General features: G+C 72.3%; 20 protein-coding genes. 12 read left to right on the forward strand and 8 right to left on the reverse strand.

Going from position 1 to position 22,000, the window contains the following annotated elements:
• Positions 1 to 40: 40 nt before the first annotated feature.
• The 4 genes from AB0D85_RS16080 to AB0D85_RS16095 form a co-directional block, all read right to left on the reverse strand.
• Positions 41 to 1,132, reverse strand: coding sequence for a hydrogenase expression protein HypE (locus AB0D85_RS16080; RefSeq protein WP_362319739.1), 1,092 nt, complete (start codon positions 1,130 to 1,132; stop codon positions 41 to 43).
• A 3-nt stretch (positions 1,133 to 1,135) separates the two neighbouring features.
• A complete protein-coding gene (locus AB0D85_RS16085) occupies positions 1,136 to 2,632 on the reverse strand; it encodes a hypothetical protein (RefSeq protein WP_362319742.1) in 1,497 nt (498 codons plus the stop codon).
• Positions 2,633 to 2,820: 188 nt separating this feature from the next.
• Positions 2,821 to 3,645 (reverse strand): maleylpyruvate isomerase family mycothiol-dependent enzyme, encoded by an 825-nt coding sequence (locus tag AB0D85_RS16090; protein ID WP_362319745.1) that lies wholly within the window; start codon positions 3,643 to 3,645, stop codon positions 2,821 to 2,823.
• A 69-nt stretch (positions 3,646 to 3,714) separates the two neighbouring features.
• A complete protein-coding gene (locus AB0D85_RS16095; RefSeq protein WP_362320366.1) occupies positions 3,715 to 4,203 on the reverse strand; it encodes a TetR family transcriptional regulator in 489 nt (162 codons plus the stop codon).
• Between the two features lie 195 nt (positions 4,204 to 4,398).
• Here AB0D85_RS16095 and AB0D85_RS16100 point away from each other — a divergent pair, with 195 nt between their 5' ends.
• From AB0D85_RS16100 to AB0D85_RS16120, 5 genes are all read left to right on the forward strand, one after another.
• Entirely contained in the window at positions 4,399 to 5,844 is a 1,446-nt protein-coding gene (locus tag AB0D85_RS16100; protein ID WP_362319748.1) for an aldehyde dehydrogenase, read from the forward strand.
• Positions 5,845 to 6,021: 177 nt separating this feature from the next.
• Positions 6,022 to 7,347 carry a cation:dicarboxylase symporter family transporter gene (locus tag AB0D85_RS16105; protein WP_362319750.1) on the forward strand — a complete coding sequence of 442 codons (1,326 nt, stop codon included), beginning with the start codon at positions 6,022 to 6,024 and terminating at the stop codon, positions 7,345 to 7,347.
• Between the two features lie 59 nt (positions 7,348 to 7,406).
• Entirely contained in the window at positions 7,407 to 7,988 is a 582-nt protein-coding gene (locus AB0D85_RS16110) for a carboxymuconolactone decarboxylase family protein (protein ID WP_362319752.1), read from the forward strand.
• Entirely contained in the window at positions 7,985 to 8,194 is a 210-nt protein-coding gene (locus AB0D85_RS16115) for a hypothetical protein (RefSeq protein ID WP_362319754.1), read from the forward strand. Before AB0D85_RS16110 ends, AB0D85_RS16115 begins: the two co-directional genes overlap by 4 nt.
• A complete protein-coding gene (locus AB0D85_RS16120) occupies positions 8,179 to 9,102 on the forward strand; it encodes an amidohydrolase family protein (RefSeq protein WP_362319757.1) in 924 nt (307 codons plus the stop codon). The genes AB0D85_RS16115 and AB0D85_RS16120 overlap by 16 nt, the downstream gene beginning before the upstream one ends.
• A gap of 44 nt (positions 9,103 to 9,146) precedes the next feature.
• Here AB0D85_RS16120 and AB0D85_RS16125 read toward each other — a convergent pair whose 3' ends face one another.
• Positions 9,147 to 9,923, reverse strand: coding sequence for an IclR family transcriptional regulator C-terminal domain-containing protein (locus AB0D85_RS16125; protein ID WP_362319760.1), 777 nt, complete (start codon positions 9,921 to 9,923; stop codon positions 9,147 to 9,149).
• Between the two features lie 164 nt (positions 9,924 to 10,087).
• On the opposite strand from AB0D85_RS16125, the gene AB0D85_RS16130 reads away from it, so the two are divergent.
• Positions 10,088 to 10,735 carry a hypothetical protein gene (locus tag AB0D85_RS16130; RefSeq protein ID WP_362319763.1) on the forward strand — a complete coding sequence of 216 codons (648 nt, stop codon included), beginning with the start codon at positions 10,088 to 10,090 and terminating at the stop codon, positions 10,733 to 10,735.
• Positions 10,736 to 10,992: 257 nt separating this feature from the next.
• Positions 10,993 to 11,811, forward strand: coding sequence for a response regulator transcription factor (locus tag AB0D85_RS16135; RefSeq protein ID WP_362319766.1), 819 nt, complete (start codon positions 10,993 to 10,995; stop codon positions 11,809 to 11,811).
• Positions 11,812 to 11,829: 18 nt separating this feature from the next.
• On the opposite strand, the gene AB0D85_RS16140 is transcribed toward AB0D85_RS16135, so the two are convergent.
• Complete coding sequence (locus tag AB0D85_RS16140; RefSeq protein WP_362319770.1) at positions 11,830 to 12,675, reverse strand: amidohydrolase family protein; 846 nt, start codon at positions 12,673 to 12,675, stop codon at positions 11,830 to 11,832.
• Positions 12,672 to 13,628: a hypothetical protein gene (locus tag AB0D85_RS16145; RefSeq protein WP_362319773.1), complete on the reverse strand. Its 957-nt coding sequence runs from the start codon at positions 13,626 to 13,628 to the stop codon at positions 12,672 to 12,674. Before AB0D85_RS16145 ends, AB0D85_RS16140 begins: the two co-directional genes overlap by 4 nt.
• A 221-nt stretch (positions 13,629 to 13,849) precedes the next feature.
• Between AB0D85_RS16145 and AB0D85_RS16150 the strand changes: the two genes are divergently transcribed.
• From AB0D85_RS16150 to AB0D85_RS16165, 4 genes are all read left to right on the forward strand, one after another.
• The gene (locus tag AB0D85_RS16150; RefSeq protein WP_362319776.1) at positions 13,850 to 14,713 is read left to right on the forward strand and encodes a DUF1932 domain-containing protein; all 864 of its coding nucleotides are present in this window, start codon (positions 13,850 to 13,852) and stop codon (positions 14,711 to 14,713) included.
• A gap of 23 nt (positions 14,714 to 14,736) precedes the next feature.
• Positions 14,737 to 16,665 carry a tryptophan 7-halogenase gene (locus AB0D85_RS16155; protein WP_362319778.1) on the forward strand — a complete coding sequence of 643 codons (1,929 nt, stop codon included), beginning with the start codon at positions 14,737 to 14,739 and terminating at the stop codon, positions 16,663 to 16,665.
• 75 nt (positions 16,666 to 16,740) lie between these two features.
• Entirely contained in the window at positions 16,741 to 18,108 is a 1,368-nt protein-coding gene (locus tag AB0D85_RS16160; protein ID WP_362319781.1) for a cation:proton antiporter, read from the forward strand.
• A gap of 56 nt (positions 18,109 to 18,164) precedes the next feature.
• On the forward strand, positions 18,165 to 19,655 hold the full coding sequence (locus AB0D85_RS16165; RefSeq protein ID WP_362319784.1) for a glycoside hydrolase family 3 N-terminal domain-containing protein: 1,491 nt from the start codon (positions 18,165 to 18,167) through the stop codon (positions 19,653 to 19,655).
• Here AB0D85_RS16165 and AB0D85_RS16170 read toward each other — a convergent pair.
• Positions 19,633 to 20,865 (reverse strand): glycosyl hydrolase, encoded by a 1,233-nt coding sequence (locus AB0D85_RS16170; protein ID WP_362320369.1) that lies wholly within the window; start codon positions 20,863 to 20,865, stop codon positions 19,633 to 19,635. The genes AB0D85_RS16165 and AB0D85_RS16170 overlap by 23 nt on opposite strands.
• Before the next feature lie 76 nt (positions 20,866 to 20,941).
• On the opposite strand from AB0D85_RS16170, the gene AB0D85_RS16175 reads away from it, so the two are divergent.
• Positions 20,942 to 21,946 carry a BadF/BadG/BcrA/BcrD ATPase family protein gene (locus tag AB0D85_RS16175; protein ID WP_362319787.1) on the forward strand — a complete coding sequence of 335 codons (1,005 nt, stop codon included), beginning with the start codon at positions 20,942 to 20,944 and terminating at the stop codon, positions 21,944 to 21,946.
• Positions 21,947 to 22,000: the final 54 nt, after the last annotated feature.

A 22,000-nucleotide genomic window follows, 5' to 3' on the forward strand; every position in this document is an offset into this window, starting at 1 on the left:
GGGGGAGTCGGTCGGTGGGGGTGGGGTCCGCCGTGGCGCGTCAGGGGCGCCAGCGCGGGGCGTAACCGCTGGTGAGCTTGCGCTTGTTGTGGCGCCACCGGGGCTCGTGGTTCACCAGCTCGTTGGTGAAGCCGCGCAGCCGGCGGATGACCGCCCCGTACGGCTTGATGGCCAGCGAGGAGAGGGTGCCGCCGGGCGGCTCGTCCATGAACGGCATGAACGCGTCCGGGAAGCCGGGCATGGTGCAGCCGATGCAGATGCCGCCGACGTTCGGACAGCCGCCGACGCCCGCCATCCAGCCCCGCTTGGGCACGTTGCAGTTCACCACCGGACCCCAGCAGCCGGTCTTCACCAGGCACTTGGGCGAGTTGTAGTCCGTCGCGAAGGTCGCCTGCTCGTAGTAGGCGGCGCGGTCGCAGCCCTCGTGCACCGTGCGGCCGAACAGCCACTGCGGGCGCAGCATGTGGTCCAGCGGGGGCGGCGGAGCGGTGCCGGCGGCGTGGTAGAGCACCCAGACCAGGGTCTCCATGAAGTTCTCCGGCTGGACCGGGCAGCCCGGGATGTTCACCACGGGCAGTCCGCCCTGGGACTTGAACTCCCAGCCCAGATAGTCCGCGAGGCCCATGGAGCCGGTCGGGTTGCCGGCCATCGCGTGGATGCCGCCGAAGGTGGCGCAGGTGCCGACGGCCACCACCGCCCAGGCCTTGGGCGCCAGTTGGTCGATCCAGTCGTTGATGGTCTGCGGCTGGCCGGTCTCCGGGTCGTTGCCGAAGGAGGTCCAGTAGCCGTCGCCCTCGATGATGTTCTGGTTCGGGATCGAGCCCTCGATGACGAGGATGAACGGCTCCAGCTCGCCCCGCGCCGCCTTCCGGTAGGGGGCGAGGAAGTCCTCGCCGCCCAGGCTCGGCGAGAGCACCTTGTTGACCAGGTTGACCTTCGGGACGCCCGGGATCAGGCCGAGCACCAGGTCCTCGATGGACGGCTGGTCGGCGGCCGTCACGGAGACGGTGTCGCCGTCGCAGCTCATGCCCTCCGAGATCCACAGGATGGTGATCTCGTCGAACCCCTGGTGCTCGCCGGCTGCGCCGGGTTCCCCGCCGGCGGCGGTGGTGGTGCCGTTCTTGGTCCTCATGCGCTAGGCCTCCGATGGAGAGGGCCCCGGGGACGGCGTGGTCGCCGCCGCAGGATCCGGGACGTCGGTGCCCCCGAGCGGCTCGACTTCGTCGGGCCGGAAGTAGTGGAAACGGCCGTACCAGCCGTGCAGTTCGGCCGCCGGGTCGTCGTCGACGGTGACGGCGAGACGGGTGCTGCCGTCCACGTCGTGGAAGACGGCGGCCACGGTCGCGGTGCGGCCGACGAGGAACATGTCCTGGGCATCGGCACCCCGGCCGCGCGGGCACAGCCGCACCCGGGCGCCGCCGCCGACCCGCACCCCGTCGACCAGGACGGTGTCGGTGGCCGGGCACAGCCCGTCGTCGCCGCCCTCCTGCCACCAGGCGGGGCGGTCGCCGACAGGCGGCGGGTCGGTGGCGGGGTGCAGCGAGCGGATCGCGCCGTGGAGGCGCTCGAAGACCTCCGGCGGCATGGTGTCCACCCGGTCGAGGATCTCGGCGGCCCGCGGATCGGTGGCCCGGGCCTCCCGCTTCTCCTCGTCCGTCAGCAGCATCGTGCGCAGGGTGAGGATCTCGTCGATCTCACCGGCGTCGTGCAGATCCCCCGGGCTCTCCGGCGCCACCTGCGGATGGTCGGGGAGGATGATCGGCGAGGAGAGCAGCAGGGCGGACGCCGAGCCGTCCTCGGGGGCGGTGGCGGGCGGTGCGCCGCCGAGCACCGGGAAGGTGAAGTCGTTGCGGCAGCCCCGGGCGGCCTCCTGGAGACCGGTGCCCGGGTCGATCAGCGAGACGAACTCCCCGCCCTCGACGCCGAGGAGGGTGTGGGTGGCGATGAGGGCGTGGCGCAGGGCCCGGTCGCGGGGGGCGTGCGGATCCGCCGAATGCCCGTCGTTGGCGGTGCGCACCCGGAGCCGGAGGAGATCCTCGCCGAGCCGCTCGGCCACGAGGGTGGTGCGCGCCCGCAGCTCTTCCCGGCGCCGTACCACCCGCCCGGCGCCGGCGGGCAGTACCTCCGTGTCGACCCCGGCCGGGGAGCCCACGGCGAAGGTGTGCTCACCCCCGTCCAGGGGGACCGTGAGGTCGGCCGTCCGCGGCACCGCCTCCTCGAAGGTCAGCTGGACCGTGCCGTCGTCGCAGGTGAGCGACTCGACCGCCCGCTGCCGGCCGTCCTCGACCTGCTTGTGCTGCATCTGCAGGTACCGCACCCGCAGCCGCAGGACCGCCGTGTCCGGCCGCCGTACCCGCACCAGGCACTCCGTCTGCTGGTACCAGGAGTCCGCCGAACCCGACACGCCCGGGCGCACCGGACCGTCGGCCTCCACCCAGTCCCGGGGAAGGAGGACCCCGAACTGCCAGCGGGCGCGGTTCTTCGGCGAGGACCGCCGATAGGGGTAGAGGAGGTAGCCCTCGTAGAGGACGGCGTCGGCGACGGCGATCTGCTCGAAGGTCGGTACGGGGCGGTCGGAGCCGTCCGCCAGGGCAGTGCGGGGCGCTCTGCCGTAGACCAGTCCCTCGGCCATGCAGCCTCCTCGGATCCGTGGGCGCGCCCATACCTTCCACCACGGTCACATCGGTCACGCCGGCGCGCCTCTTCTGGCTGAGCGGCATTGGGCCGTACGGGGGGAGGAGGGGAGGAGGCGACCGGCGGATCGTGCCGGCGTCGCGGGGGCCGGCACGCACTGCCCGGAGGGGGCGCCCCTGAGCGAGGTCAGGGGGCGACGAACAGGGCGGGGAAGCGGGGCCCGAGCCAGGGCTTGCGGCCGTAGGCGAGCACCTGGCCCCGGGCCATGGCCGACCACGGGTTGCGGCGGCCCAGGGCGATGAGCAGGAAGGCGACGGGATCGATGAGGATCGTGCAGTCGGGGCGCTCCCGCGGCTCCGGCGCCACGTGCACGGCGCCGTCGGCGATCGTGACTTCGAACGCGCTGCCGCCACCGCGCAACCGGATCGCGTAGCGGGCGGTCAGCCCGGCGGTGGCCGAACCGTCCGCCACGGCCGGCATGACCGAGAGCAGGAACGGCATGCACCACGCGACCCGCTCGGCATCGACCATGTGCGGCCGACGCAGCGCACGGGCGAGGTCGTAGCCGTGGCCCAGCATGTGCGTGAGCAGGTAGGAGGCGAGGACGGACCGGTCCATCGGGCCGAGCGGGGTGACCGGCGCCGGACCGTCGGCCGTGGCGGCCAGGGCGTCCACACAGCGCCCGGCCTGTTCGCCGATCATCGCCGCGAGCGGCTCGGCCCGGCGCTCGCCGAACACGGCCAGCGACTCGGCGTTGGCCGCCGCCAGGCTCTGCGGGGTGCCGTCCCCGTAGGGGCGTTCCCGGCCCTCCGCGAGCTCGGCCATCAGCTCGTTGGCCAGCGCCAGATGCGCCGCCGCCTCGCCGACCGTCCACGTCGACCCCGGTACGGCGGCACTTGTGTCGGTCGCACGGGCCAGGACCGCGGCGATGTCGTCGGCGGTCTGCCGTATCGCCTGCCCGAGCTCTTCGTGCAGCGCCCCCCGGACGTTCTGCCGTGCCCTCTGATCCATGCCGTACGCCCCCGTTCTGTCGCGCGGTACCCAATCAGACGTACGGACGTACGACAAGCCCCGCGGCCGTCACCGTGAGCCGAGCCCACGGAGAAAGGTGTCGACGACCGTGTCGGCGGCCTGTGCGGCGCTGAGTTCGGGCAGCTCCTGCGACGCCAGGTGCATGAGCTGCGGCAGCAGCGAACTCGCCCAGGAGAGGGGGAGATCCGCGCGCAGGAGCCCCTCGTCGACGGCGCGCCGCAGGAAGTCGTCGACCTCCCGGATCAGGGCGTCCCGGCGCGCCTGGATCGCGTCGTCCGCGCGCAGCCGGGTGAGCTCCACCGGCCACGTGCGGTTGACGTCGATGACGTCCTCCACATACCGGTGCAGCGCCACGGCGACGGGAGCCTCGCGCAGCCTGGCGTGCTCCACGGCCCGCTCGACCGCGTCGTAGCGCGCCTCGTAGATCGCCGCCAGCAACTCCTCGCGGGACGCGAACCGCCGGTAGACGGTGCGCCGGTCGACGCCGGCCTCGGCGGCGATCGCGGCGATGCTCGCGGCCGGGTCGACGGCGAGCATACGGGCCCCGGTCGTCAGGACGGCTTCCAGATTGCGCGCTGCGTCTGCTCTCACCGGGTGAGCATAGCCCGGGGTGTGGAACCTGTCTCACCTTCCACCACATGACTGAGGTAGTAGAAAATCTAAGTGCTACATTGATGTGACAGATGGCGAAGTCGATTCGCCTGATTCGCTCGAATCCTCCGGAGAGGGCACATGATCACCTACGACCGTCTCTTCATCGCGGGCACATGGACCGCCCCCAGCAGCCCGGACCTGCTCGACATCCGGTCGCCGCACGACCGGGCGGTCATCGGACGTGCCGCCCAGGCGCGGCCCGCCGACATCGACCGCGCCGTCGCCGCCGCCCGCGCCGCCTTCGACGAGGGCCCCTGGCCACGCACCGCACCGGCGGAGCGCATCGCCGTCATACGGCGGCTGAACGCGCTGCGCGAGGCCGCCGCCGAGCAGATCGCCGGGCTGATCTCCGCCGAGAACGGCTCGGCCGCCTGGTTCACCAGGGCCGGACAGCCGGGGCTCACCCGGCAGGCGGACGCCTATCTCCGGGCGGCGGAGGGGTTCGGCTGGGAGGAGACGCTGGAGTCCGCCGCGGCCAGGAGCGTCGTGCGCCGTGAGCCCATCGGAGTCGTGGCCGCCGTCATTCCCTGGAACTCGCCGTTCTCGTCGGCCATGGCGAAGATCATCCCGGCCTTGCTGGCCGGCAACACGGTCGTCCTCAAGGTCTCCCCGGAGAACTCGCTGAGCATGGGGTTCCTCGCCGGACTGGTGGAGCGGGCCGGTCTGCCGGAAGGGGTGATCAGCGTGCTCCCCGCCGACCGGGAGACCAGTGAGTACCTCGTGTCGCACCGCGACATCGACAAGATCGCGTTCACCGGCTCCACCCGGGCCGGCCGCAGGATCGCCGCCATCGCGGGCGAGCGGCTGAAGCGGGTCAGCCTGGAACTGGGCGGCAAGTCGGCCGCGATCGTCCTGCCCGACGCCGATGTCGACCAGGCGGTGCGGGGGCTGAAGTTCGCCTCGCTGCTCAACAACGGCGAGTCGTGCATCGCGCAGACCCGCGTCCTCGCGCCGCGCACCCGGTACGAGGAGGTCGTCACCGCCGTCAAGGACCTCGTGGAGTCGCTGAAGGTCGGCGACCCCCGCGACCCCGACACCTTCATCGGCCCGATGGTCCGCCGCGACCAGCAGCAGCGCGTGCGCGACTACATCGAACTCGGCATCAAGGAGGGCGCCCGACTCGTCACCGGCGGCCCCGAGGTCCCGCAGGGGCTGGAGCACGGCAACTACGTCACCCCGACCGTGTTCGCCGACGTCGACAACTCCATGCGGATCGCCCAGGAGGAGATCTTCGGCCCGGTCCTGGTGGTCATCCCCTACGACGACGAGGACGACGCCGTCCGGATCGCCAACGACTCCGAGTACGGCCTCTCGGGCGGCGTGTGGTCCGCCGACGAGGCCCATGCCCTCGAAGTCGCCCGCCGCCTCCGCACCGGCACGGTCACCGTCAACGGCGCGCCCATCGCCTTCGACGGCCCGTTCGGCGGCTACAAGGCGAGCGGGGTCGGCCGGGAGTACGGCGCGGTCGGACTCGCCCAGTACGTCGAGTACAAGACGGTCACGCTGGCGGCATCCTCGGTCTGAGCCGGGGCGCCGCCGGCCCTGGTGACCTTTCTGCCTGCCGACAGCCCCAACTGCCGCTGCGGTCAGGAGTCTTGACGGGTATTCACCCCGGCAGAATACTGCCGTCCGCAGGACGCACGACTGTGCGACTGACGAACAGACTGCGGCCGCCGGGAGACGAAGATGTCGCCAGGATCGATGCTCAGAACCGCTTTCACGACGAAGCTCTACGTCACCGTGCTGGTGGCCATCGTGCTCGGGGCGGCCGTGGGACTGGCCTTCCCCGGTGCCGGCGCTTCCCTCCAGCCGATCGGCACCAGCTTCATCGCGCTGATCCAGATGCTCATCGGCCCCGTGGTGTTCTGCACCATCGTCACGGGCGTCGCGTCGGCGGGGGAGCTGGCGAGCGTGGGCCGCATCGGCGTGAAGGCGCTCGTCTACTTCGAGGTCCTCACCACGATCGCCCTGGCCATCGGTCTGGTCGTGATGGACGTGGCGGCGCCCGGCAGGGGAGTGCACGCCGACCCTCATGCCATCACCATCAGTGACGCGGCCAAGGTGTACGTCAGCACCGGAGAGTCACAGCACTGGTACGACTTCCTCGTCAACATCATCCCCGGCAGCGTCGTCAGCGCCTTCACCGAGGGCAACGTGCTGCAGATCCTGTTGGTGTCCGTCCTGTTCGCCATCGCCGTCAAGGCCCTGGGAGAACGCGGGGAACCACTGGTCAGGGGGATCGGGCGGATCGGCGACGCGGTCTTCGTGATCGTACGGATGATCATGTATCTGGCGCCCGTCGGGGCGTTCGGCGCGATGGCCTACACCGTCGGGGCGTTCGGTACGCACACCTTGGTGAGCCTCGCCGGTGTCGTGCTGCTGTTCTGGGGTACCGGCGTCTTCTTCGCCGTGGTCGTGCTCGGCCTGGTGGCCCGGCTGTGCGGGCTGCGCGTGCTGCGGCTGTACCGGCACTTCAAGGCGGAGCTCCTCATCACGCTGGGGACCGCCAACTACGAGGCGGTCATGCCCCGGTTGATGACGAAGCTGGTGAACCTGGGCTGTCCCCGGCGCATCGTGGGACTGACCGTCCCCTCCGGATACGCGTTCAACGGCGACGGCGTCTGCCTCTATCTCGGGTTCGCCGCCCTCTACATCGCGCAGGCCTTCGACATCCACCTGTCGCTGTGGCAGCAGATCGGCATGCTCGCCGTCTTCATGATCACGTCCAAGGGGAGCGCCGGGGTGGCCGGGGCCGGTTTCGTCATCCTCGCGGCCACGCTGTCCACGACGGCGACGGTTCCGGTGGCGGGCATCATGCTGCTGCTGGGCGTGGACCGCTTCCTGTCGACGATGCGCGGACTGGTCAGCCTCTGCGGTCAGATCCTCGGCAGCATCGTCGTCAGCCGCTGGGAGGGGGAGCTGGACCTGGACCGGGCACGTGCCGTGCTCGCGGGGGAGCAGGTGCCGGACAGCCCGGCCGGCGGCGATCTCCCGCCGGCCGAGTCCGCACTCGCCCCGTCGAGCTGAGCCGCGGCCCGGACAGAGTTCACCGGGCACACACACCACCTAGGCACCAGGGGAAACACATGGCCAGGCTCGAATACGTCCGTCATCGCGGTGAGGTCGCCGACCGCATCAGGCTGCGCAGGGGCGGACGCCTGACTCCGCTGGACGGCATGCTGCTGCACAGCCCGCCCGTGGCCGACGGATGGAACAGCCTGCTCGGAGCCATCCGCACGCGGTGCACGCTGCCCGACGACATCCGCGAACTGGCGATCCTGCGGGTGGCCGAACTGAACGGGGCCGTCTACGAATGGCGGGCGCACGAGCCCGTCGCCCGGGCCGCCGGTCTGACCGACGACCGGCTGACCGCGCTGAGAGCCGAAGGCGACCGGACCTCACTGACGCCGGCCCAGGCCGCCGCCCTGCGGTACACGGACGCCATGACGAAGAACGTGACAGTGCCCGCGGAGGTCTTCGAGGAGGTACGCGGCCACTTCGACGACCGCCAACTGGTCGAGCTGACGGCCACGATCGGTACCTACAACCTCGTCTCCCGGTTCCTGGTCGCCCTGGAGGTCGGCTCGGAGCAGGGCGAACCGGGGCGGGGGGAGTCCCTGTCGCCGGGTGAGTCCCTGTCGCCGGGCGACGGGGAGTTGAGCGCATGACGGGCCGGCCGGCCGGGAGGACGGCGACGGACGCGGGCATCGGCGACGGCAGCACGGCCCAGGGGCCGGGGCCGGGGAACGGCCTGAGCACGGTCGGCCGGACCGCGGTGCCGCACCTCACACGCGTGCGCGCGGGGCAGTACCTGCCCGGCGCGGCCTACGACCGACATCGCCAGGGAGCGCACATGCGATGGACCTGCGCATGACCGCGCACCGGGCGGCCACGCCCCCACCGCCCGAGCCGACCTGTCCGGGGCCCGTCGAGACGCCCCGGCGCCCGGTACTGGAGTTGCCCCGGGGCTCCGTCGACGCGCACTGCCATGTCTTCGGGCCCGTCGACGCCTTCCCGTACGCCGAGGGCCGCGCCTTCACCCCGCCCGAGGCGCCCTTCGGCCGGCTCCTCGCACTGCACGCGCTGCTCGGGCTCGATCGGGGCGTCATCGTGCAGTCCGCCTGCCACGGCACCGACCACTCCGCGTTGCTGGACGCCCTGGCCCGGGGCGCCGGACGTTACCGTGGCGTCGCCCTGATCACTCCGGACACCCCGCCGGCGGCCGTACAGGAGCTGCACGAGGCCGGAGTGCGCGGCGCGCGGCTGCACTTCACACCGCATCTCGGTCCTGCCCCCACCACGGACCACATCCGCGCGGTCGTCGACCGGATCCGCCCCTACGACTGGCACATCGCCCTGCACGTCGCCGGTGACGGTGTCGCCGCGTACGAGGGGATGATCCGCGCACTGCCGCTCACCGTCGTCGTCGACCACATGGCCCGGGTCGATCTCGCCCAGGGCCTGGACTCACCCGCGGTGCACGCCCTGCGCCGGCTCCTCGACGGCGGCCGGGTCTGGGTCAAGCTCAGCGCCGCCGACCGCCTGGCCCTGCGGCCCCCGGCGATGGACGACGCGGCCGGGCTCGCGGCCGTGCTCGCCGCGCACGCACCGGACCGGGTGCTGTGGGGAACCGACTTCCCCCACCCCAACACCCACGGTTTCATGCCCGACGAAGGCGACCTGGTCGATCTGCTGGCGGTGATCGCGCCCGGTCCCGCGGACCGGCACCGCCTCCTGGTGGAGAACCCGGTCAGGTGCTTCGACTTCGAGCCTGCCGGGTGAGCGCCGGATCCGGCGCCGGGCCCGAGGGGACATCCGACGGGGCGTCAGTGCAGGCCCGTCCAGCCGAGTTCGAGGGTGAGGGCGTCGGCGGTCTGGACGATGCGCGGGACGAACTCCGTCCTCAGTTCCTCCAGCGACACCCGCCCGGCGTTGGCGGAGACGTTCAGCGCCGCCAGCACCCGACCGCCGCGACCGCGTACCGGTGCGGCCGCCGACCGCACCCCCTCCTCGCGCTCCCCGTCCACGACGGCGTAGCCCTGCTCCCTGACCCGCTCCAGTTCGGCCAGCAGCACCGCCCGGTCCGTCACCGTACGAGCGGTGAGCGGCAGCAACTCCACACCCTCCAGGGCACCTTCCAACTCGTCGGGGGTGAGGGACGCCAGCAGCACCCGGCCCATCGACGTGGCGTAGGCGGGCAGCCGCGACCCCGTGCTCAAGGTGATGGACATGCTGCGCGCGGCCGGTACACGCGCCACGTAGACGATCTCGGAGCGGTCCAGTACCGCCATGGAGCAGGATTCGCGCAACTCGTCGGCGAGGGCCCGCATATGGGGCTGGGCCGTCTCCCAGTAGGGCAGGGCCGAGAGATAGCCGAACCCCAGGCGCAGCACTCGCGGGGTCAGACCGAAGGAGCGGCCGTCGCTCTCGGCGAAGCCGAGCCGTTCGAAGGTCAGCAGCAGCCGGCGGGCGGTGGCCCGGCTCAGCCCGGCCGCCTGGGCGGCCTCGCTGACCGTCATCCGCGACTGCTGCGCGGAGAAGCACTGCATCAACCGGAATGCCTTCTCCACCGAGTCGATGACATCGGGATCGTGCCTCGACACCCCGTGACTCCCGCCCTTGCTCCGCTCCGGCCCGCCGTCCGCGGTCGTGGACGCCGTACGCGAACCGCCGCCGCACCGCCCGGCCGGACCTGCGTACCGCCCGGCCGGCACCTGTGAACCGGTCAAACGCTACACCGGCCCTGCCGGAGAAGGGGACTTGCCCGATGACGGACGGACTGCTGTACGTGCTCACCGATCCCGGCCGGGTGCCGACAGCCGAGTTCCACCGGTGGTACGACACGGATCACGCCCCCAGACGGCTCGCTGTGCCCGGCATCCGCAGCGGGGCGCGGTACCGGGCCGTGGACGGGGCGAGCCCGCAGTGGATGGCGTGCTACGACGTGGACCTGGCGGCGCTGGACTCCCCGGCGTACCTGCGGCTGCGGAGCCGATCCGGCTACGAGCAGGAGCTGGTCGACCGGTTCGAGGTCCTGGACCGCAGGGTGTACGAACTCCTGGAGGAGCACGGCGGCCCTCCCCGGCCGCCGGGTCCGGCCATGCTGGTCAGCGTCGCGCTGAGCAGCAGCGACGAGGACGCACTGCAACGGTGGTACACGGAGGAACACATCCCCCTGCTCCATGCCGTCCCCGGCTGGCGACGCAGCCGCCGCTACCGCCTCAGGTCCGGAGCGGGCCCGCACCTGCTGACACTCCACGACATCGACGGGCCCGACGTCTTCGACAGCCCCGGCTATCTGCGCGCCACCACCACGGCACGAGGCGCCCGGGTGAGGGCCGACGTGACGGCCCGGGAACGACGTGTGTACACGCTCCACAACACGGTGAACGCTCCGGGGGCGGCCATCTCCTGAGCGTGGCGCGGCCGTTCGACCTCCTCCCGCCTCGACGCCGGGGGCTCGACGAACTCCCGGGCAACCGCAGTGTGCCCGTCCGACTGAACCGATGTCGTATTCCGGCCGTGTCGACGGCGGGGCCCGCATCGGGCGGCCCCGGTGATGACGATGCCCGTGTCCCACACGCATCGAGGTACGCCCCGTCCGAGCGGGCAGAGACCGGCAGCGCCGCCGGAGGCGCTGCCCGTCGCACCATGCGCCTGTGAGGAGTCGACATGGCACAACCCCCGCTGCGGACCGAGTCGCCGTTCGGCCCGGTCGACGTCACGAGACCGGCCGTCGTGCGGGACGTCCGGACCCCCGCCGCCCCCGCCGCGCGGCGCACCGCGCTGCCTCACGGCACACCACCCGGCGGCATCGGCCGGCGCGGCGAGGCGGCCGTCATGGTGGGCGTGGCCGACCACGAGGTGCTGGTACGCGGCGGCATCCGGGCGGCGCTCGAACGGGCCCACGGCATCGACGTCGTCGCGGACACGGGCGACGAGGGCGCCGTGATCGAGATGACACTGCGCCACCGACTCGGCGTGCTGCTGATCGGCAGCGGCATGGCGGGCACGCAGGGGGCCGGGGTCATACGCGCGGTGCGCCGTCTGTCCCCCTCGACGGCCGTGGTGGTGCTCGCGTCCTCGCCGGGCGACGGCCACCTCGACCGTGTCCTGCGGGCCGGTGTCGCCGGCTGTCTGCTCAAGAGCGGCAACCCGCAGGACCTGGTCGCGGCGGTACGGGTGGTGGCCGCGGGCGGAGCGGTCCTGTGCCCGGAGGTCACCCGGCACGTCCTCGACAGCGTCGCCCGGATCGACACCGAACGCGTCGAGCGGGCGCGTGAACTCATCGGCGGCCTCACCCCGCGCGAGCGCGAGGTCCTGGCGCTGGTCGCCCAGGGCATGGCGAACAGCGAGATCGGACGCGCGCTGCACCTGAGCGAGGGCGGCGTGAAGGCCCACATCAGCCGACTGCTGACCAAGCTCGGCTGCGGGAACCGCGTACGCGCCGCCCTCATCGCACGTGACGCCGGGCTCACCGACCGGCCGTGAACGGCAGGACCGCCGCGCTCACGCGGCCCTGCCGGCCGGCCAGTCCAGCCAGTCCAGGGCCGCGTCGCCCATGATCCACCGGAGGTCGTCGGCGCTCAGGAACGACAAGGCATCGGTGAACAGCTCGACGTTCTCGCGGTAGGGGCACGGCAGTCGGGTCCAGTCGCTGCCCCAGAGCATCCGGCGCGGCCCGAAGGCGTCGAACACGCGCTCCAAGGGCTCGTGGAGGTCCGGGAACGGAAACGGCAGCCGCGAGTGGCAGGGCAGTGCGGTGGCCTTGACCGCGACCCGCGGCTGCCGCGCCAGCGCGATCAGGTCGCCGAGGTGTGCGAACGCCTCGGGGGACTTGGCGTCCACCGGCACGGCCAGGTGGTCGACGATGAGACGGAGGCCGGGGAAGCGCCGGGCGACCTCGCCCAGCGCCGCGCTCATGCCGGGTGCGTAGACCATGACCGGCAGCCCGGCCGCGTCCGCCGCGGCCCAGAACCAGTCCAGGCCGCCGGCCCGGAACAGGGACCGCCACGGGTCGCGGTGCAGTGTCAGCCGGACGCCCAGGCTGCCCGGGCGGTCCCGCCAGCGGGCCAGCCGCTCCGCCTTCGCGGGGCCGGTCAACGGGACCCGGCCCATCACCGCCAGCCGGTCGGGATGCCGCGCCGCGGCCGCCCACGCGAGGTCGTTGCGGTCGCCCTCCCAGGACGGCGGCACGAGGACCGCGCGCTGCACCCCCGCGGCGTCCAGCACCGCGAGGGTCTCGTCCACCGTGACCGGCCTCGCGCGGTGGGCGGTCGCCGCACCACCGGCCGGCCACGGCCGGGCCGGTGTGTCGGCGCCCCAGACATGGACCTGCGCGTCGACCAGCCTCATACCCGCACGGGCACGCAGCGCTGCGGCGACAGATCGCTGATGTACTTCGCCTCGATGCCCGACTTGGCCAGGTACTCCAAGCACAGCGCGACACGCTGGACACGCTGGCGGATGGTGTTCTCGTTGACCGGGTCGTGCGGGTGGGACTGGGCGCTCGCCCCGATCTTCAGCATCATCGGCGAGCAGATCTGCACCAGTTCGGGCACCTCGTAGAAGCGTATGAAGCCGCCCTTGCTGCCGTAGACGTCCGTCGGCAGGTCGATGGTCAGCTGCGGGGAGCCCTTGCGGATCTCCTGGAGCACCGAGAGCCCGAGGTCGTGGGTGGTGGTGACGCTGTCCGCGCCGTTCTCCGCGTAGATCCGCGAGGTCATCGGGTTCGACACGATGCAGTGCGAGGACGCCTTGAGCATGAGGTCGGCGGGCAGTTCGCCGGCGGCGCGCATGTCCGACAGCAGCCGGATGACGCCGAGGTCGTACGAGATCAGGCCGCGGCAGCCCAGTTCGGTCAGCCGGTACGCCTCCTCGACGCTCTGCGCGATGGCGTCGTTGTTGTTGATCCGCCGGCCCTGGGAGGCGCCGAACCCACCGCGGTAGAAGGCCGCCTTGCGGTCGTACTCCGGGCGCGGGCCGAGCGCGAACACCATTCCGGCGCCGTTCTCCCGGCACAGGTCGAGCATGTCCCTGACCTCGGAGTCGGACAACAGCATCGCGCCGAGCGTCTCGTTGAAGCGGGTGACCGGCAATTCCTCGGCCTGCAGCAGGCGGAGCGTCGCGTCGAGCACCTTGAAGCTGTTGACGACCGGGATTTCGACGCCGTAATGCCCGCCGTCCGCGAACTCCACTCCGGAGGGCTTGAGTTCGATCTCGTCGCTGTACGGCAGGCCGTTGTCGATCAGGTACCGGCGGGCCCGTGACGCGCCGCGGGTGACGGCGGTTCCGAAGTCGCTCGACATGTTTTCCCTTTCTGAACCCGATTTCTGAACCCGAAGTGATTCCAGTAGCGCGGTCCGAGGCTAGCGGCGGCGTTCCGCCCGGTGCGGAATCCCGGGAATCTGTAGCCGAAATTCCCGTCCGCGCAAGCCTCCGGGTATCCGAAGGATTCAATTTCTCGACATCCGTATTCCCGCCATGTACTCGTAGCTGGAACGGACTTCGGGCCACGAGGAGGGCACGGATGAGCCATGCCAACACCGCGACGGTCGGCCTGCTGCACCCCGGCCGGATGGGCGGCGGGTTCGGCGGCGCGCTGGCCGACGCGGGTCACCGGGTGCTGTGGTGCCCAGCGGGTCGAAGCGCCGCCACGGCGCGGCGGGCCGCGGAGTTCGGCCTGGAAGCGGTGGACGACCTCGCGCAACTCGCCGCGCACAGTGACGTGATCGTCTCGATCTGCCCGCCGCACAAGGCGCCGCAGGTCGCCGCGGCGGTCGCCGAGACCGGATTCCGGGGACTGTTCCTGGATGCCAACGGCACGACCCGCACGGTTCTGCTCGATCTGGCCGGAAAGCTCTCGGCGGCGGACATCCGCGTCGTCGACGGCTCCGTCATCGGCCCTTGTCCCCAAGACGCTCCGGGCGTCCGGCTGCACCTCGCCGGCGACAAGGACGAGGTCGCGCGGATCACCGCGCTGTTCGAGGGGACCGGAATTCGGGTGCGGGACACCGGCGGACCGCTCGGTGCCGCCTCGGCCCTCAAGACGGCCTACGCCACGTATCAGAAAGTCGCCTATGTGGTGGCCGGAATCGCATACGCATACGCAGACGCCCACGGCGTCGTCGAACCGCTCATCGGGGAGGCATCGTTGATAACCCGTTCGCCTTTGACCGAAGTACTCGAAGACGAAATGCTGCCCAGTGTCGCGTCACGCGCATGGCGATGGGGGCCCGAACTCACGCAATGCGCCGCTGCCTTGCGCGAGGAAGGTCTCCCGGGCGACACGGCCGACGCGGCGGTGCGGGTCCTTGAACGCTGGTTCCCGGCCCGCGACGCGTTCGACGGGGACACCCGCCGCGCCCTCGACCTGCTGGGCGGCCGGCTGTGAGCGCGCCGCAGGAACCCGCGCGCGTGGAGCCCGTGCGCGCGGAAGCCGTGGTCGTCGGGGCCGGGCTGATCGGCATGTTCACCGCCCTGTCGCTGGCCCAGCGCGGCATCGACGTCGTACTGATCGACGACATCGTCCACCAGAAGCGCAGCTTCAAGGTCGGCGAGTCGTTCCTGGTGTCCACGGCCCTGCCGCGCACCATCGGCCGGCTCGACACGTTCCTCGACGAGGAGTGCTTCGTCAAACTCGGGGTCTGGTTCACCGAGGGCATGGAGGGCGCCGAGAGCTTCGCCCCGCGCAGCGAATGGAGCATCGCGCCCCTCAGCGAGCACACCCTCGCCCGGTCGTCCGAAGACCACCGGGACCACTACCTGTTCAAGAGCGCCGAGGACAAACTGTGGTTCCGCTGCCTGGCGGTGGACCAGCAGATCGTGCGCCCGGAGGCCGAGGACGAGATCCGCACCACGGTGCGCGCACACCCGCGCATCCGCTTCCTCGACAGCGCACGTGTCGTGGACGTGCACGTCGAGGCCGACGCCCCGAACACCGTGCGCTGGGACGACCGCAACGCCGCCACGAGCGGAGAAGCGGTCGCCGACTGGATCGTGGACTGCTCGGGGCGCAACCGGATGCTCACACGGAAGTTCGGCCACGCGATCGAGAAGGAGATCATCGCGCGGGATGGATTCCAGACCACCTCGATCTGGGGCCAGTTCACCGGCATCACCGACGAACAGTTCGCACCGGTCTGGGAGTACCGGGATCCGAACGGCGGCTCGACCCCGCGCGACAAGTACACCGTCCACCTGTGGGGCGAGGGCTACTGGATCTGGGTCATCCGCCTGTCCAAGGATCGCATCAGCGTCGGCGTGATCTTCGACCAGCGCACCCCGCTGCCCGGCGACACGCCCCGCGAACAGTTCTTCGGCCTCATCGACCGCTATCCGGTGCTGCGCGACGTGCTGACCGAGCCGCGGCTGCTGGAGTTCCGGATGTACCGCAACACCCAGTACATGACCGACACGTTCGTGCATCCGGACGGCTACGGCATGGTCGGCGACTCCTCCTCGATCATCGACGCCTACTACAGCCAGGGCATCGGCCTCTCCTGCCAGCAGCTGTGGCACCTCACCAACGTCATCGAGGCACACGTGCACGGCGGCACGCTGGAGCGCGCGTACATCGACCGGATCAACCGCAACGCGCGGCAGGACTGGCTGATGATCCGCAACATGCTGCGCGAGAAGTTCACGCCCGCCATCCACGACCCGCGCTACTTCCTGCTCACGCACCTGGCGGACCTGGTCGTGCTCTGGTCGACCGGAACCGCGCGCTCGGACTTCGCCACCTGGCTGGTGCGCACCGACGGCGAGACCAAGCGCGAGGGCCCTCGTGAACGGCGGTTGCGCCGCCGGCTGAGCAAACGCCTGTTCTACAGCAGGTCCCAGCCGTGGGCCTGGCTGCCGCCGGAGACGGTGCAGCGCGTCCAGTCGCACCTGCAGCGGAAGATCGCCGAACGGGCGCGCTGGCGGCTGGACCACGACAGCGAGGTACCCGGCTTCCACTGCCAGATCTCGATCGCGCGACCGCTGCCGCGGCTGTGGCGTGTGTTCACGGCCCGCGCGACCGACGTCGTGGACGTCTCGCCGCTCGACCGGATCGCGCCCGCGGCGCTGCGGCGGCCCTCGGCCCGCCGGCCCTTGACGCACCGGATCCCGATGAGCGTCAACACGCGCCTGACCTGGGTTCTCAACCTGCGCACGCACGGGGTCATCGGCATCTTCGTGTACGGCTATCTGCTGGACGCGGCGGACACGGCGGTACGCAAGGCCCGCCACCGCCTCGCAGGCCGCCGAGCAGTCACCGTCCCGGCCCCGACGGCCGCCGCCGGCACCTCTGGAGCAGAGGTGCCCGCCGAGCGACTCCCGCCCACCGCCACGACACCCTCGTGACGGCCTGACCCGAGCGGGTCCGGCGGCCGACCACCAGCCGATCACCGGTCGATCACCACAGGAGGCAGGTCCACGATGCTCAACGACTCGACGACCGCCGCGGTCCTCGCCGCGCTCGCCGTGGCCGCGTTCACCTGCGCGCTGTTCGGCGCCGGGGCACGTGTCCTGCGGCAGCCCCCGGTGATCGGACAGATCCTCGCCGGGATCGCGCTCGGCCCGAGCCTGCTCGGCCGGCTGCCCGGCGATCCGACCGCACGGCTGTTCCCGGCACACGTGCTGCCGTACCTGGGCATGCTCGGGCAGGTCGCGGTGACGGTCTTCATGTTCTCCGTCGGACACGAACTGACCGCCCACCGCCGTCAGGCGGCCGGCCGCGCCGTGGTCACGGTCGCGGTCGGCGCCCTCGTGGTGCCGATGGGACTCGGTGCCGCCATGGCCGTGCTGGGCCGCGCCGCGTTCGGCGCCGCCGGAGAACCGCGGGCCGGCAGCGGCACGTTCGTCCCCTTCATCGCGGTGGCCGTCGCCATCACCGCGCTGCCGGTCCTCGCCGCGATCGTCCGGGACCGCGCTCTCGACGGCACCCGCGCGGGTACGGTGGCACTGGCCGCGTCGGGCCTGATGGACGCGGTGGCCTGGCTCACCCTCGCGGCGATCACGCTCGGTGCCGGAACCGCGGGCGGGCGGCGCGCCGGGGTGCAGCAGGTGGGCCTGCGGCTCCTCCTGCTGCTCGGGCTCGCCGCGGTGCTGCTGGGTGCCGTCAGGCCCCTGTTGAGCCGGTGGATGCGCAGCTCCGCCACGGTGCCGTACCACCTGCCCGTCGCGTTCGCCCTCGCCGCGGGTGCGGCGGCGGCGACCACCGCCCTCGGACTGCACGCGGTCTTCGGCGGTCTGCTCGCGGGCGCCGCGATGCCCCACCGGCACGAGAGCCCCGATCCAAGCCCCGGTCCGAACGCGGACCCGACTCCCGGTCCGCACTCTGATCCAAAGCCTGATCGCGTCCCCATCCCCTTCCTGACCGCCTCCATCCATGCGGTCGAATCCCTCCTCCTGCCTCTCTTCTTCGTCACCACCGGCCTCGCCCTCGACGTCGGATCGCTGCGGCTCGGCGACTTCGTCCTCCTCGCGGTGGTCTGTGTCGTCGCCTGCGCGGGCAAGCTCGGCGGCGGATACCTCGGTGCCCGCCTCGGCGGTCTGCCCCGGCAGTCGAGCGCGACCGTCGCGGCCCTGCTCAACACGCGTGGCCTGACCGAACTCATCGCCCTCAACCTCGGCCTGGCCTCGGGCGTCATCCACAAGCGCCTGTTCACCGTCCTGGTGCTGATGGCCGTCATCACGACGCTGATGACGAGCCCGCTCCTGACCGCCCTCGGCCATGGCGCGAACCCTCGCGGAAAGCGCGGGTCCCGCCCCGTCGAGCCCACCCCGGCGTCGACCTATGTGTGAATGGGTGATCCCGAAAGCGGTTGACTTTCGGTTGGATGAGCCACAGGATTCCCGGGGTGATCCGAGATGCGCACGGCCCCGGCGCCCTGTCCGAGAGCCTGGACGAGGCCGCACACCGCTGCCTGGTCGCGGGATTCGACGGTACGACGGCCGTCCCCGACACCCTGAAACGGCTCGTCGACCGCGGCCTGGGCGGTGTCATCCTCTTCACCCGCAACATCCGCGACGCCGACCAGGTCCGTGAACTCACCGGCACACTGCGGGAGTTGCGCCCCGATCTGCTGGTGGCCATCGACAACGAGGGCGGCGGCATCGGCCACCTGGTCGGCGCGGGCGCCCCCGAGGTCCCCGGCAACCAGGCCCTCGGTGCCGCCGACGATCCCGCACTCACGGCGGCCTGCGCCGACGCCCTCGCCGGTCACCTGGCCACGCTCGGCATCACGGTCTCCTACGCGCCGGTCGCCGACCTCCAGCACCGCCCCGAGAACCCGATCGTCCGCACCCGCTCCTTCGGTGCCGACCCCGACCTGGTCTCCCGTCATCTGCGCGCCTGGATCGCCGCCACCGAGGCGCGGGGCATCGCCTCCTGCGCCAAGCACTTCCCCGGCCACGGCGGCACCGTCACCGACAGCCACCACGAGACGGCCGTCGACCCGAGGCCGTACGGCGAACTCGATCTCGCCCCCTTCCGCGCGGCCGTCGACGCGGGCGTGCCGATGCTGATGAGCGCCCATGTCGTCTTCCCCGCCCTCGACCCCGACCACCCCGCCACGCTCAGCCCCCGCATCCTCGGCGACCTGCTGCGCGGCCGGCTCGGCTTCGACGGCGTCCTGGTGAGCGACGCGCTGGAGATGAAGGCCATCGCCGACCGCTACGGCGAGGCGGCCGGCGCCCGGATCGCCCTCGCCGCCGGAGCGGACCAGGTCATCGTCGCCGTACCGCACCTGGAGACCACCCTCGCCTGCCGCGACGCCGTCCTCGACGCGCTGGGGTCGGGGGAGTTGGCACGGGAGCGGATCGAGGAGGCGGCGGCTCGGGTACGACGGCTCGCGCAGCGGTACGCCACCCCGCCCGCCGTGGTGGCCCCGTGGGACGCGGACGCCGGGCCGGAGGCGGCGCGCCGGGCGGTGCGGAGCCGGGGCGGGCTGCCCTCGCCGGTGCCCGGCGCGTACGTCGTCGACCTGTTCCCGCCGCCGCACCCCGCGCTGAACTGGGGCGGGGAGGACCTGCTCACCGAAGTGCGGACCCTGGACCCGGCGGCCACGGGGACGGCCCTCACGAGCGAGCCCGGCGAGGCCGTCGTGGCGGAGGTGCTGCGGGCGGCGGCGGGGCGGCCGCTCGTGGTCGCCGTCTGCGATTCCGGGCTTTATGCCTGGCAGGGGCGGGTGCGGGACGCGCTGCTGGCCGCCCGGCCGGACGCGGTGCTCGTGTCGACCGGGCTGCCGGAGGCGGCGGCGCTGTGCTCCTACGGACGGGGGCGGGCCAACCTCCGTGCGGTGGCCGAGGTGTTGGCGGGGAGCCCGCCTACGGCCGGATCAGCACTTTGAGGCCCCGGGCCGCGAGATGGTGCTCGTCCTCGGCCCGCTCCGCCAGGACGACGGCCGGCCGGGCACCTTCCGTGCGCAGTCCCATCCACGCCTCGAAGAAGGCGCCGCCCGGACCCGAGACCGACCGGGTGGCCGGGGTGCAGTTCAGGACCAGCGCGGTGTCCCGGGCCCGCACCGAGCGCTTCCCGCGCAGCTCCGCAACGGTCTCCGCGAGCGCGGCGGCGATCGGTTTCGGGCGGCCCTGCGCGTCGAACAGGCCCAGCGTGTACTCCAGTTCGGGGAAATCGGCCAGGGCCCGGTCCACGTCGTGGGAGCACCACCAGGTCACCCCCCACAGATCCGTGCAGTCCGCCGCGTTCAGCAGGGTCGCGCGGGCGAAGTCCGGGGCGTCGGCGGCCGGGATGTGCGGCTCGGGCGCGCCGGTCTCCTGGACCCAGACCGGGCGGCCGGGTGCGGTCGCATAGGCCTTGGCGAGCTCGGTGCCGTACTCGGCGAGGTGCCGCACCTGAGGGGAGCGGGGGCCGTAGCGGCGGGCGCAGTCGGCGGAGAACACCCACGGGTGGACGGTGGTCAGGTCGCCCTTGCGGGCCGAGGCCTGCGGGGTGAAGGGGTGGCCGTCGCCGTACCAGGCCGCGTCGTAGGCGGAGTGGGTGACCAGTCCGACTCCGTCGCCCAGCCCCTCCCGGGCCGCCGCCAGCAGCGTGTCCAGGTAGTGGTCCACCTCGGCGAGCGTCACCGGGTTGTGCTCGACCAGGTTGTTGAGTTCGTTGCCGAGCTGGAGGCCGATGAGGTTCGGACGGCTGGCCAGGGCGCGGCCGAGGGTGCGCAGAAGGGTGGCCTGGGCCGCGATGGCGTCGGGGTCGGTGAAGACGTTGCGGTGGTGCCAACTGCGGGTCCACTCCGGGTAGAAGTCGAAACTCGACAGATGACCCTGGACGCCGTCCACGAGGACATCGAGACCGGACTCGGCCGCCAGGTCGACCAGTTGGACGAGCTGGTCCACCGCGGCGGTCCGGACGAGGGCGCGGTTGGGCTGCAGGAGGGGCCAGAGGTGGAAGACACGGATGTGGTCGAGGCCCAGCCCGGCGATCTGTGCCAGGTCCTCGCGGGTGTGGTCGGCGTGGAAGTCCTGCCATGCGTGGAACCAGCCGCGACGCGGGGTGTAGTTGACGCCGAAGCGGAGTTCGGGGGCGGGCGGGGGCGTGCTGATGGCGTCCTCCTCGGGGCCTCGGACACGTCTGCTCGGACCTTGTCTGGGGGGAATGTATCAACCACCATGGGTGTCAATGAATAGTGATTTGAACCAGCGGTCGGGGTGGGTCGTCGGGATCGATACCGGTGGCACCCGCACCCGTGCCGTGCTCGCGGACGGGCATGACGGACGGACTCTCGGGGAGGGCACGGCCGGGCCGGGTAATCCGCTGGCCGTCCCGGGGCCGGAACTCGCCGACCACCTGGCGGAGGCGGTCGCGTCGGCCGTGCCGGCGGCCGGGCGCGGACGCGTGGTCGCGGTGGTCGGCGGTTTCGCGGGGGCTGCCCGGGCCCCCGAGGAAGAGCCGGGCCGGATGCGGGCGCGGGCCGCCCTCACCGAGGCGCTGACCCGGCTGGGGATCGCCGCCGGGGCCGTCGAGGTGTACAGCGACATCGAGGCGGCCTTCGCCGGGGCGCCCGGGCATCCGGCCGACGGGCTCGCCCTGGTGGCCGGCACCGGCGCGGTCGCCGCCCGGATCGAGGGGCGTGTCCTGAGGGCGACCTCCGGCGGCGACGGCTGGCTGCTCGGGGACGACGGCGGCGGGTTCTGGATCGGACGCGAGGCGGCGCGGGCGGCCCTGCGGGCGGCGGACGGACGGGGCGAACCGACCGCGCTGGCGGAGGCGGTCGGCCGGGCCCTGGGGATTCCGGAGACCGTGCTGCCCCCGGTCGGCGGCGGGCGCTGGACACCGGACCGGCGGGCTGCCTACCGGGCCCGGCTCCTGCCCGCCGTGATGGACCGCCCGCCCGTACGGCTGGCCGACCTCGCCCCGCTGGTGGTGCGTGCGGCACAGGAGAAGGACGCGACGGCCGGGACCATCCTCGAAGAGGCGGGCGCTCATCTCGCCGCAACGGTCGCCGCGTTGGGACCGCGTCCGGGCGAGGCCCTGGTCGTCACGGGCGGGCTGGTCGCCCCGGAGGGCCCGTTGCTGACACCGCTGGCCGGACGACTTGCCCGCCTCGACCTCACGATCACCCCCGTGACAGACGGCTGCGCGGGGGCCGTGGCCCTGGCACGCCTCATCGCCACAGGCCCCTGACCCGCTCGCGGAGGCACCCCCGTGACCACCCCCACCTACCGCAACCCCACCGCC

Source organism: Streptomyces sp. NPDC048277 (genome assembly GCF_040652235.1).
Taxonomy (GTDB): domain Bacteria; phylum Actinomycetota; class Actinomycetes; order Streptomycetales; family Streptomycetaceae; genus Streptomyces.

What these genes read in the sequence shown, in the direction of transcription:
- AB0D85_RS16080 (WP_362319739.1), bottom strand. Translation starts at nt 1,132, where the DNA reads ATGAGGACCAAGAACGGCACCACCACCGCCGCCGGCGGGGAACCCGGC.
- AB0D85_RS16085 (WP_362319742.1), bottom strand. Translation starts at nt 2,632, where the DNA reads ATGGCCGAGGGACTGGTCTACGGCAGAGCGCCCCGCACTGCCCTGGCG.
- AB0D85_RS16090 (WP_362319745.1), bottom strand. Translation starts at nt 3,645, where the DNA reads ATGGATCAGAGGGCACGGCAGAACGTCCGGGGGGCGCTGCACGAAGAG.
- AB0D85_RS16095 (WP_362320366.1), bottom strand. Translation starts at nt 4,203, where the DNA reads ATGCTCGCCGTCGACCCGGCCGCGAGCATCGCCGCGATCGCCGCCGAG.
- AB0D85_RS16100 (WP_362319748.1), top strand. Translation starts at nt 4,399, where the DNA reads ATGATCACCTACGACCGTCTCTTCATCGCGGGCACATGGACCGCCCCC.
- AB0D85_RS16105 (WP_362319750.1), top strand. Translation starts at nt 6,022, where the DNA reads ATGCTCAGAACCGCTTTCACGACGAAGCTCTACGTCACCGTGCTGGTG.
- AB0D85_RS16110 (WP_362319752.1), top strand. Translation starts at nt 7,407, where the DNA reads ATGGCCAGGCTCGAATACGTCCGTCATCGCGGTGAGGTCGCCGACCGC.
- AB0D85_RS16115 (WP_362319754.1), top strand. Translation starts at nt 7,985, where the DNA reads ATGACGGGCCGGCCGGCCGGGAGGACGGCGACGGACGCGGGCATCGGC.
- AB0D85_RS16120 (WP_362319757.1), top strand. Translation starts at nt 8,179, where the DNA reads ATGGACCTGCGCATGACCGCGCACCGGGCGGCCACGCCCCCACCGCCC.
- AB0D85_RS16130 (WP_362319763.1), top strand. Translation starts at nt 10,088, where the DNA reads ATGACGGACGGACTGCTGTACGTGCTCACCGATCCCGGCCGGGTGCCG.
- AB0D85_RS16135 (WP_362319766.1), top strand. Translation starts at nt 10,993, where the DNA reads ATGGCACAACCCCCGCTGCGGACCGAGTCGCCGTTCGGCCCGGTCGAC.
- AB0D85_RS16140 (WP_362319770.1), bottom strand. Translation starts at nt 12,675, where the DNA reads ATGAGGCTGGTCGACGCGCAGGTCCATGTCTGGGGCGCCGACACACCG.
- AB0D85_RS16145 (WP_362319773.1), bottom strand. Translation starts at nt 13,628, where the DNA reads ATGTCGAGCGACTTCGGAACCGCCGTCACCCGCGGCGCGTCACGGGCC.
- AB0D85_RS16150 (WP_362319776.1), top strand. Translation starts at nt 13,850, where the DNA reads ATGAGCCATGCCAACACCGCGACGGTCGGCCTGCTGCACCCCGGCCGG.
- AB0D85_RS16160 (WP_362319781.1), top strand. Translation starts at nt 16,741, where the DNA reads ATGCTCAACGACTCGACGACCGCCGCGGTCCTCGCCGCGCTCGCCGTG.
- AB0D85_RS16175 (WP_362319787.1), top strand. Translation starts at nt 20,942, where the DNA reads ATGAATAGTGATTTGAACCAGCGGTCGGGGTGGGTCGTCGGGATCGAT.